The organism is Rothia sp. CCM 9417, from assembly GCF_048513575.1.
Classification (GTDB): Bacteria; Actinomycetota; Actinomycetes; order Actinomycetales; family Micrococcaceae; genus Rothia.
The window spans coordinates 285417-296398 of the sequence record NZ_JBLXXT010000001.1 but is presented as its reverse complement, the minus strand read 5'-3'; the positions used below and the strand labels follow the sequence as shown (position 1 = coordinate 296398).

Below are 10982 nucleotides of genomic sequence, written 5' to 3'. Positions count from 1 at the left end.
TCGCCATGCCCTACCTCAGCCCGCAGCTACTACTAAACCGCTCGCAAGGTAACGTCCGATGATTTAGCGTCAATGGAAACACGGAGATTCTTGATATCTAGAGGGATTGTTACCACATGACGAAGGTGTAAGAGCCCCTGGTCTGGAACGGTGTGCTTCCTTATGGACTCACCCACGGTTGAAACCACCTGGCTTCCAGGTGGCGCTTCAACCTCCGCCACCAGCTCCCGTGTAGAACCCGGGACGTTACTCCGAAAAGCACCGTAAGTTATGAGCTCGTTGAAAGGGTCGCCGGAGTGGCTGGTTAAGATATCATCACGGTTTTGGGAGCTTTTGTCAGCTACTGAAAGCCCACTACAGGTGAGAACAAGCAATTTACCCTGGTCTCGCAAATCGACAATATGGTCAAGAACCCCCTCAAAAGTCTTGATATCCATACAGTTGGGGCTGTCCAACTTGTTGGAGTGCCACATGAGGACCGTTCCTACCTGCCATTGAGCCACACGCTCTAGCAGTTCTTGGGCCCTTTCTAGGGTGTAAGTATCGAGGCTGTAATGGGTCTGTCCGTCTACAGGAGATCCTGTCAGGCTCCTGTAAAAAGTATTTTTAAAGTAGCCAGAAGCCAAACTGTGATGGGCTAGGACCAAGCGTCCCGCCTCTGTAGCCCAGTTCTGCGGAGTGTGAGAGGGCATAAACCCGTCGAAGGAAATCTGGGCACCACCCGGAGGGGCAAAACAGTCGATAGGGATGCGGGGCATCAAGCTGCGAAGCTGATAGAGCGGCGCAATAAGCTCCCGATAAATGCCCTTACTCCCGGAGGCATCACCATGTGTAGCTCCGTGGTTCCAGATTTCGCCCCCGTACCGAATTGCATGCTTCTGCATCAGGGGGAATTCTTTTTCTTTGATCTGCCCCTTATGGATGTGCGATGAGGTAGTAACGCGAGTATAGGGCAGACCGCGCTCAACGATGAGAGGTAGCACCTTGTGCCGGAAGGCAAAGGGAGCATCATCAAAACGAAGAGCCACTGCCCCTCGACCCTGGGTGCCAATAACCCCTCCTTTGCGTGCCATTAACTGTTGACGCAAAACCTCCCGGGGAGGAGGTTCTGGAGCTTGCATTTTTTCATCTACCCAGAAATTGATCACTCGTTTATAACCCATGGGTTGGTATAACTTTCCTCTATCCTCAAGAGACCAGCAATTCTTAACGCAGCCAAAGCCAGCATGACGACCTTGATGTCATATGCCTAGCTAATCCGCTGAGCGGTTGTAGCATCAAAAATAGTCGCTGTTTCCTTCATGATCTTTACGATAAGAAACGGCATTCAGGGTTGCAGCATCCAGTTACTTCCGCTTACTTTTCTTCCCCGATTTTCTAATACTATTTTTTCTGGCTGAGAAAGTAGCATCAACTTTTTCCTTAGCCCGTTGACCTTCCTGCCTAGTGGCTACGACGGTATCGCTTGATGTTTGAGCTAGAGCAACTCTCGGGGCAGTCCCAGCCGATAGAGTCGGACTCTGGCTCCTCCCCTGACTCACCTCTTCGGCCTTGAAATGCTCTGGAGCCTTAGGCAATCTCAAGATATTCCCATCAGTCTGGCTGTTGCCTACAGCTTCAAGGCTCTGCATTTCTCTTTGGGCACTCTGCAGAACATTCAAACGGCGTTTTCTAATCCAGTTGCTATAAGGTCTACGGCTGATGTTTAGGTTGCTAGCAGCGTGAACAAGTACCACTTGAACATGCACCCAGTCTGTTTTAACTAGTGCTTTCACCTGGGTAGCATCAAGATTACGGTTATGGAGAACGATCCGGAGGCGCTGACCCTTGAGAGTCATCACGCACCGCAGCGCAAATAGGTTGGCAAAAGTCATCTCGTCCTGCGACTCAACGATAATGAGGGTCTTAGTGGGATGGGTTTGCTTAGCCGCCGCTCTAATCTTTGCGATGTTAGTGATGTCATCCACGAAATGGACTTCTACAGTCCTGCCATCAGCCTGAATCGGCTGAGCCACATATTTGAAACGACTATAGGTGGCCCCATTAACTATGGCGTATTCCTTGACGCCCCCCTGAGTATCATCCAATATGGGCTGAAACTCTGAAATAAGCTTATTCCTATGCTCCGGTGAGCGTTCAAGATGGTTAGGGAACCGCCCCTTATAGACGGAACCGTCTGCGCCCAAACCAACAATCGTATTGATCGATTCAACCGGGTCATAGGCAGGGATAATTCTTTGGCTTCTGTCAGAATATTTAACAAAGTCATAGGAATGATCCGTTAGCAGAACCCTAAAGACGCTTCTCCCTAGGTTGCCTTCCAGGTACCAATTGATAGGGTCTGTACGGCTAATTCCTGTCTGAATTCTGGCCTGTCCAAAGATAAAGGATTCATCGGAGAAGGTCCGCAGGGTTTCAGCCCTAATCTCCTTGACCGTGGAGACTCCAAGAAAACCTCGCATGATATTGAGAATTGAGGGCAGTGCTGTTCTCGCTACGTCTCCATGCTTGCCGTTGATTCTGTGTTTGGTCAGACCAGGAATATCACGCGCAAACTCGATGAGGGAGTGGTTACTGAGTTCATCAGAATTGGTGTAAAAATAGTCGATTTTCCGACCTTCACGGAAGTATCTTCTTAAAATGCTCTCTGGCTGTTCAATATTGTGAATTTCAGGAACCAGGAATAAGTTGTTCCTAAAGAAAGGTTTATTCATATAGTAAGGCAGATTCATCTGCGGAACAGCAACCACCAGCTGAGCACCCGGGTATTCCTGGGCATAGTAAATAGCTATTGACCCTCCCTTAGAGGCACCGAAGAGTAGCATGTCTCGGTCCTGCAAGTTGTACTCACGCAAAAGCGAATCTATGGCAGATTTGACCCTACTGTAGAGAGGTCGCCCGGCGCTGTCGGTAATCATGTAAGTACCAGAAACCATGTAGCGGTCCTGGAAACAAACCATCAGGGTGTCCTTGAGATCTTTATCCGTCAAGGCCTTTAGGTAACTGACAGAGTAGGGGATTCTGGTGGTCGATGGCCCAAAACCGGGGAAGGTAATGATGATTTTTCGGGGATTAACTTTATTTCCTCTGAGAGAGTAGAAAACGTCCCCGTGTTGCTCTACACCATACTTGAAGTCATAGTCAGTCTGCTGCTGGGTCGAGAAGGCCCCCTGGCTAATAGCTAACGTGAACGGAGCGTCTATAGACAGGCTAAAGTTCTCAAGCCTACGGGACGAAACAACTATATTTCTATATTCAAGGGGGAAACCTCGGGCAGGCTTTTCAATTTGGTTGCCGTATATGAGCTTATTACCTTGAAAAAGCTTAAATCTCTTGTCAAGGTGATTTTCCCAGTCCTTGATAGTCAGCTTTGCGAAGTACTTACCCTCTGGAAGGCGCTCGGATGAGAGACGTCCAAAAATTTCTGAGGAGTTAGTCCGTTCAATCCCGGCAGAGACCAGAGCGCTTCTTCTCGAGAGGGAATAAATCTCCCGGGCGATGCTTCGTGATACGTCAGAGAAAGCAACCTTCTTGGCAGCGTTCCTAATTTTCCTCTTGTATAAAAGTACTCGTTTATTCATTTTTAAAGACTCAGCATCCTTTCGACAATCCGAGAATTAATTTTGGATAGCTCTACACCCTCAAAAAATACTGCTCGTCGCTGTTCATATTTTTGGTCAATCTCTTTGTATTTGCCTGAAATAATGTGGTTGATTATTTGCTGGTGCTGGGTGAAAAGAGGCCCCATCGCATCATCTTCGTAGCTAAGCCGTGCATCGTAAGGCTGATCGTTGAAGAACTCCTCTGCATCCCACTGGTAGTAAGCAATGGGGATTCCTACGAAGGAACCATCAATGACCGCTGAGCTGTAGTCCGTAAAGATAAATTCAGCTGCTGAAATCGCGTCGCTGTAGCTCAAATCCGACAGCTTGACCCTATCTGAGAAATTGAAACAACCAGATCTTTTAGCGGTATTAGGGTGTAGCTGTACTATTAGTTCCTTATCGTTTTCTTCAAGGAATTCTAGCAAATTTTCATCAGTGAAAATATTATTGATTGATTTAAAATAATCTGACTCCATGAACTGCTCTGTAGAGCTGTTTTGCAGATTAAAACGCCATGTTGGCATAAATAGCAGATGCCTAGTCTCCCCTACCTTCTTAGCCAAAGTTTCAAACCTTGGGAGGCCAGAGTTTATCGTCTCTTTGGGAGCAAGAGCTGAGAGGTAGTCATATTCCACCTTGCCCGTAGAAACAAACACATCAAAGAACTTAGATAGAACCCAGTCAGTCATATCGTTGAGCTGCACCCCGTGCTGAAGGTAGACAAAACGTGAATTTGCCAGGCTCTTACCTCTATAGTTGAGTGAGTAGATCTGGGATGAAACGACCAGGTCGGAGATAAGGAACTTCTCGTAAAACTCCTCATTGAATATAGGTATAAGGTTGAAACCCAGTGACAGCAGGCGTTCCCAATCCTTGGACTTGGGGTTCAATGCGAAGTAGGCGTTATGGTAATTAGGGTAGTTTTTAATAAAGTATGCGTATAAGTGCTCAGCATTATCATCAGCCTGCATTGGGCGATCAAAGAAGATAATTGTTGAGTCAGGGGTTATGGGGCTAGAGTAGAAATCATACGACTTCGGGTTGTTAAAAGATGCCCTTTGCTCTTTAGGAAGATAGGATTTATAGACCTCAACCTCACTCCCAGCAAAATCAAGACTATAGAGCAAGAAATTATCTTCGCCCGGGCTTTTCCGGTTGAATTCTAGATATATATCTGAGTCTGATAGCTGCTTATAGAGATATTGGTCCTGGACGGAGTCTGCAAGCCAGATCAAGAAACCTGTCTCAAATGAATGTAACGCTTCCGAATACTTATAAATCTCATCCAGGCGATAAAAGTTTATTATTTCCTTGAGATGGATGATAGATATATCGGTTGAATTTTTCTGGCGGACCCCCCGCAAGAAAAGTATCACCAACCGAAGTATATACAGTCGCATCTCCAGCGAGCCTGTAGAGGCGACGGGGAGAATTCTCTTTATTCCACGGTTTATCTTCAGACCATTTGCTACCTTAGTAACAGATGAGACAGAGTAACCAGCTTCCAGAGGGGTAATTTTTTCAATACCCCAGTACAGGCGGTAGGCAATGTATAGGGAATGTATATCAATATCGCGAAATATATCTAGAATATGAGATAAACGACTTGTGTTGAAGGCTATGCCGAAGATATCTGTGTCTCGACTGTAGTAATAATCCAAGTCATTTTCTTTGATGATATCGGTCTGGGGTAGCGCGCCAGTATAAATTTTAGGCTCTGCAAGGAATACACTGTTCTGGTTCAGGTACTCAAGCATCTTTTCCAGGTAGTCAGGCCTTATGATGTGGCTCGAGTCCATAAAAATAACATATTTGCTGTCGAGGCTCTGAACCAGTTCACGTAGCCGATGAACATCCAGCTGTTGGTCTACAACCTCGATACTGTAGCTGTTTTCCCACAGCAAGGAAGCACGCATGATATAGCGGTATATCTCTGACTCAGGATCCAACGCTGTGGTTGCTTGCACAACAATTGTGAGAACTTTCCTCTGGTCAGACATAGTCTTCCTTACTCATTGGCTGCTTCGTTTTTTGCATCGAAACCTTATGGGGGTTCTTCCCCAGGCTACGGGGTGGAGTTATCGCCAGTTTAATACTACAGCTCTGCCGCCAAGTAATCTCACGAGCTGCTTGTGGGGTTTAGCCGACATCCACGGTATAAACTACTGCACTGAGGTAAATTAAGTGTAATACCGAAGATTTCTTCTGAAAGTTTTGATAAGTAGTCATGGATTCCCCCACTATTGCCTTCATCGGTCTGGGCTACATTGGCCTGCCGACAGCTGTCGTCCTAGCTCAAAGCGGGGCGCGTGTGATCGGCGTGGACATCAACCCTGCAACCGTTGAGAGCATTAGCAAGGGTCGTGTCACCATTGTGGAGCCTGGTCTTGACCAAGCCCTCACAAGCGCCCTGGCAAGCGGCAACCTGACCGTCACCACCCAAGTTCCCCCGGCAGATACCTACATCATCGCTGTTCCCACCCCCTTTACCGAGCAGAAAGACGGCGACCTCAGCTACATCATGGCCGCCGCTAGTAGCATCGCTGCCCAGCTCAGGGGCGGGGAGCTGATTATTCTTGAATCGACCTCTCCCCCCACAACCACCCAGAAACTGGCCCAGCACATTATCTCGCTGCGCCCCGACCTGGTGGCAGATGGGCAGGAAAACCCCGGGGGGAAACCTGTTATCTACTTTGCCTACTGCCCCGAGCGTATCCTGCCCGGTAAGGCACTCCAAGAGCTGATCAGCAACGACCGGGTAATCGGCGGGCAGACCCCCACCGCTACCCAGCGGGCCCAGCAGATCTACGCACGGTTCTGCACCGGCCAACTCCTAGCCACAGACGATGTCACCGCAGAGATGGTCAAGCTGACCGAGAACTCCTTCAGAGACGTCAATATCGCCTTCGCCAACGAACTGTCGATGATTGCCGCCCAGCTTGGTGTGAACGTGTGGGAGCTGATCGACCTAGCCAACCACCACCCGCGGGTTAACATCCTGCAACCTGGCCCCGGTGTTGGCGGGCACTGCATCGCAGTCGATCCCTGGTTCATTGTTGCCGCCGACCCCCACAATTCGCGGCTGATTAGAACAGCCCGTCAGGTCAACGACTCAAAACCGGGCTGGGTTATAGAGCAGGTCCAGGCAGAAAGCGCCCACCTGGATCGCCCCACCATCGCCGTACTTGGCCTAACCTTTAAAGCCAACATTGACGATTTGAGGGAATCCCCCGCTCTGGAAATCCTCACGGAGCTAACTCACCAGATTCCGGGGGCACGGTTGCTGGTAGTTGAGCCCCACATCGACCGGCTCCCAGCCCACCTCAGCCAGCTGGGGCAGGTTGAGCTTACAGACTGTGACCCCGCCATAGCCCAGGCGGATCTGGTGCTCCTGCTCGTTGACCACGACCGGTTCAAGCAGGTGCCCGCAAGAGCCTTAGCCGGTAAAGCCGTCATTGACACCAAAGGCCTCTGGCGCTAAACCCACAGCAAACTCCTCGGGTTCACTATCGGTCAGGCCCAGAAAGAAGCTGAGCGCCTGAACAGTTCGCTCAGCGGCCTTGCCATCACCGTAGGGGTTGGTGGCAACAGCCATGGCCCGATAGGTGTCCTCAGAATCTAGGAGCTTTGAAGCCTCTGCAACGATGTCCTCCTCACCGGTACCGACAAGCAGCACCGTACCAGCCTCAACAGCCTCGGGGCGTTCTGTGGTCTCCCGCAGGACCAGTACCGGCTTACCCAGGCTCGGAGCCTCTTCCTGCAAGCCCCCGGAGTCGGTGAGCACCAGGTAGCTGGCTTCTAGCAGCCAGATAAACTCCTGGTAGTCCAGTGGCTCAATCACCATCAGGTTAGGCAGGTCTTCAAGCAGAGGTAGGATGGTCTGCCGGGTGGCCGGGCTCTTATGGGCGGGAAAGACAAACAGGTCGGTTGGGTAGCTCTGAGCCAAACGGGCCAGGGCACGGCCGATATTTTCCATGGGGCGGCCATAATTTTCCCGGCGGTGGCTGGTGACGACAATAATTCTGCGCCCCGAGTTCAAGACACCCTCAATATCTTGCTGGTTGCTGGGCTGGCCCCTCTCCACCACAGACAGCAAGGCATCGATGACGGAGTTCCCGGTAACCCGGATGTCGCCCTGCCCGACACCTTCATGGAGCAGGTTCCGCCGGGCGCTATCGGTCGGAGCCAGGTGAAGCGATGCTATCTGGCTAATAAGCTTACGGTTCCCCTCTTCTGGGAAGGGAGAGGCCAGATCACCCGAACGTAAGCCCGCCTCCATATGCACCACAGGGATCTGCAGGTTAAAAGCCGCCAACGCGCCGTACAGGGCCGAGGTGGTGTCACCCTGCACGATAATAGCCGCAGGCTTCTGCTCTTGAAGAACCCGGTCTAGCCCGCCCATAATCTTCTGGGCAATCTGGTTCAGCCCCTGGCCAGGTTGCATGATGTCCAGCTCATAGTCCGGCCTGATATGGAAGATCTCTTGCACCTGCTCTAGCATGTCCCGGTGCTGGCCGGTGGAAACAACCACCGGGGTAAAGTCAGCTGAGCTTTCAAGGGCTTTAATGATGGGAGCAACCTTGATAGCTTCGGGCCTGGTGCCGTAGATAGTCATAATAGTACGGGGGGACATCGGTTCTTTACCTTGTAATCTGCCGGTGGTGGGGGGATCTGCGACGGTTTAGCGCTCGTCTGTCTCTTCGGGGCTATCCGCAACATACCCCTGTGCTCCCAGAGCTTTGGCCTCAGCAAGGAGCTGGGCGGCTGTTTCCTTGTTTCCCTGAGCTAGGTTGTGAGCAAACCAGCGGTATTTGCGGGCTACCTGGCGGGCGTCACCGTCCATGACGAACTCGCCGTAGTCCAGCCATATAGCGCGGTTGCAGAGCTCTTCAATGGTCTGGGCAGCGTGGGTGACCAGGAAGACCGTTCCAGCCTGGTCGAGGACCTCTTTCATGGCCTGGGCTGAGCGTTCTGCGTAGGCGGCATCACCGGTGGAGAGGGCTTCGTCAACCAGCATGATACGGGGCTTGGCCGCCAGTGAAATAGCGAAGCGCAGGCGGGCGCCCATGCCCGATGAGTAGGTTCGCATGGGCCGGTCGATAGCGGTACCGATGCCCGCTAGGTCTATGACTTTCTGCATGGCCTCATCAATGTGACTCTTTCTCAGACCCATAGCCAGGCAGCCTAGAATGATGTTCTGCCGCCCGGTTAGCTCCGGGTTAAGGGCTGCGCTCACACCTACAAGAGAAGGCCGAGACGAAGCGTAAACCGTGCCGGTCGTGGGCGATTCAAGGCCGGCAATAACCCTGAGCAGGGTACTCTTGCCCGAGCCATTGCGCCCTACCAGCCCGATGAACTCGCCCTCAAAGGCCGCAAAAGAAAAGGGTTGCAGGGCGTGTACTGTCTCTTGCTTGCGGCGGCCAAAAAGTCCGGCCGATACCTTGTAATCAACGGAAAGATTATTGACCACGATATTCGGTTGCAGGAAGCGGTCATCGTCGTAGGGTTTACCGGGGGCAAAGCTCCCCAGCTTCTCTTGGTTAGCGGAGCTCACGGCCGAACACCTCCTCTGCACGCCAGAAAATGAAGAAGCCCACCAGCAGGGTGCCAACCGTCCAAGCACCTGCACCGGCCCACGATTCAAGTGAGCCCCAGCTGTTGTTGAGTAGGACCTGCCGGTACAGGTCAATAAAAATGTAGACCGGGTTGGCCTGAATTACCTGGGCCAAAACGGGGTGGTTCACGAACCGTTCGATGGGGAAGATAATGCCCGAACCGTACATGAGTACGCGGGTCACAAAGTTCAAGAGCTGTTTAATATCGGGCAGAATAAATGCGTAGCGGGCAATAATCAGCGACAGCCCAAAAAGGAAGACTGAGTTAAGTGCAAAAACCGGGATAAACATGGCCCAGGCCGGTGAGGGGTACTGGTGGGGCGGGATAGCAATAAGACCCACAATCATAACCGCAAGGATAGGGCCCATCTGTAGAGTCTGCCGCACCAGCATCGAGAGCGGTATCGCCATGCGGGGGAAGGAAAAAGCCCTCATCATGGGCTTGCTCTGGTTCATCACGCCGGCAGCGTTATTCATAACGCTTGAGATGTACTGGAACATCAAAACACCGATGATGATGTATGCCGGGTAGTTATCTATACCCCGCGATGCTTTGAGCACTACACCAAAGAGCAGGCCGTAAAAGACGATGTCGAGCAGGGGCTTGACTAGTAGCCAGAGGGTACCGAGCCGGTGCTCGTTGTTCTGGGTCCTGACCTTGGTCCGGGAGTCGTACCAGATATAGCTACGGCGCCCCCAGAGGTCTTTGAGGTAGAGGCTCAGTTTGCTTCGCGCACCAACGGGCACGAGTCGTCCTGACTGGATATAGGGTGCCATATCGATGAGACGATAATCTACCGCCTCACGCGGTTGATAAATGACCCTGCTCGTCTTGCCCATGCTACGTTTCGCTTTTCGATTCCTTGGTAGGGGTGCCGGTTCTTCTTGAACTAGCCTCCGGGGTGTGCCCAAGCATACTGTGCCTCCCCCTGTCTGACGCTGGCAAATACCAGCGCGCTCACAGGCAGAAGGAGCACATGCTTGGGAGCTTACCTCACCAGTTTACTGGTCGCCTGGCCTTTCAACCCTGCCTAGCAGCAAACAGGGCTGCTTTTAGGGGCGAGAAGCAAGGTAGGACTGCTGCTGAACCCACTGCTTGTAGATACGGCTGCGCTGCATGTACTCGTTCGCGGGGCGTTGCCAGAAAAAGCAGAGGGCGGCGATTGCCAGCACAGCAGCCAGAAAACTTACGAGCATGGACCAGTGGAAGAAGACGAACCACAGGATTACGCCGAAGACCCTCGTAGCAGTCAGTGCGGCGTGGATGGTCAGTACGATACGCGCCCAGTTATGGCCCTTGACCATGAGGTAGGCCATGAAGGCAACCGCACCGTTAATAAGTAGGGAGAAAGATAGCCCTATGACCGTGCCTACCGTTTGTACCTGTGTCTCAAAGGCGTCCTGTGATGCTACCCCATTCTGGAAATCGGTAACGCCCAAGAGAGAGGCAAAACGATCCGCTGCCTGTGCCTGGATCTCCTGGTAGAAGAAGACACCTAACAGCTCAGAGATAATAGATAAGCCCACCATGCAGTACACCAGAAGAGCCGCAGTTTTAAGTACCTTGGGAACCAGTGGCTTCTCCATGTGTTCGGGGAGCTGCTGGCCATAAGCCTGAGCGTAGCCGGGGGCTGACCCCTGCTGGTACTGCCCAGTATGGGGGGCCTGCTGGTACTGGCCGGTGTACTGGGGCGGCTGAGGCTGATTAGGGTAGGTGTAGTTAGGCTGATCTGACATCGAGTCTGCTCCTTAGCTTCCTTTT

The 10982-nt window shown here is 51.8% G+C and carries 8 protein-coding genes; 1 reads left to right on the top strand and 7 read right to left on the bottom strand.

Translation table 11 applies throughout. The features are described 5' to 3' along the window. Window positions 1-32: 32 nt before the first annotated feature. From ACN082_RS01330 to ACN082_RS01320, 3 genes are all read right to left on the bottom strand, one after another. On the bottom strand, window positions 33-1028 hold the full coding sequence (locus ACN082_RS01330) for a hypothetical protein (protein ID WP_419099053.1): 996 nt from the start codon (window positions 1026-1028) through the stop codon (window positions 33-35). Window positions 1029-1346: 318 nt separating this feature from the next. Beyond that, on the bottom strand, window positions 1347-3581 hold the full coding sequence (locus tag ACN082_RS01325) for a hypothetical protein (protein ID WP_419099052.1): 2235 nt from the start codon (window positions 3579-3581) through the stop codon (window positions 1347-1349). 2 nt (window positions 3582-3583) lie between these two features. After that, window positions 3584-5605: a CDP-glycerol glycerophosphotransferase family protein gene (locus tag ACN082_RS01320; RefSeq protein WP_419099051.1), complete on the bottom strand. Its 2022-nt coding sequence runs from the start codon at window positions 5603-5605 to the stop codon at window positions 3584-3586. Window positions 5606-5832: 227 nt separating this feature from the next. On the opposite strand from ACN082_RS01320, the gene wecC reads away from it, so the two are divergent. Continuing rightward, window positions 5833-7086, top strand: a complete 1254-nt coding sequence (gene wecC / locus ACN082_RS01315) for a UDP-N-acetyl-D-mannosamine dehydrogenase (protein ID WP_419099050.1) — start codon at window positions 5833-5835, stop codon at window positions 7084-7086. Here the strand turns inward: wecC and wecB are convergent. From wecB to ACN082_RS01295, 4 genes are all read right to left on the bottom strand, one after another. Further along, complete coding sequence (gene wecB / locus ACN082_RS01310) at window positions 7042-8238, bottom strand: non-hydrolyzing UDP-N-acetylglucosamine 2-epimerase (RefSeq protein WP_419099049.1); 1197 nt, start codon at window positions 8236-8238, stop codon at window positions 7042-7044. The two genes, wecC and wecB, sit on opposite strands and share 45 nt — an antisense overlap. 48 nt (window positions 8239-8286) lie before the next feature. Further along, window positions 8287-9159 carry an ABC transporter ATP-binding protein gene (locus ACN082_RS01305; RefSeq protein WP_419099048.1) on the bottom strand — a complete coding sequence of 291 codons (873 nt, stop codon included), beginning with the start codon at window positions 9157-9159 and terminating at the stop codon, window positions 8287-8289. After that, a complete protein-coding gene (locus ACN082_RS01300) occupies window positions 9146-10060 on the bottom strand; it encodes an ABC transporter permease (RefSeq protein ID WP_419099047.1) in 915 nt (304 codons plus the stop codon). Before ACN082_RS01300 ends, ACN082_RS01305 begins: the two co-directional genes overlap by 14 nt. Before the next feature lie 213 nt (window positions 10061-10273). Further along, the gene (locus ACN082_RS01295) at window positions 10274-10957 is read right to left on the bottom strand and encodes a hypothetical protein (RefSeq protein ID WP_419099046.1); all 684 of its coding nucleotides are present in this window, start codon (window positions 10955-10957) and stop codon (window positions 10274-10276) included. Between the last annotated feature and the right edge of the window lie 25 nt (window positions 10958-10982).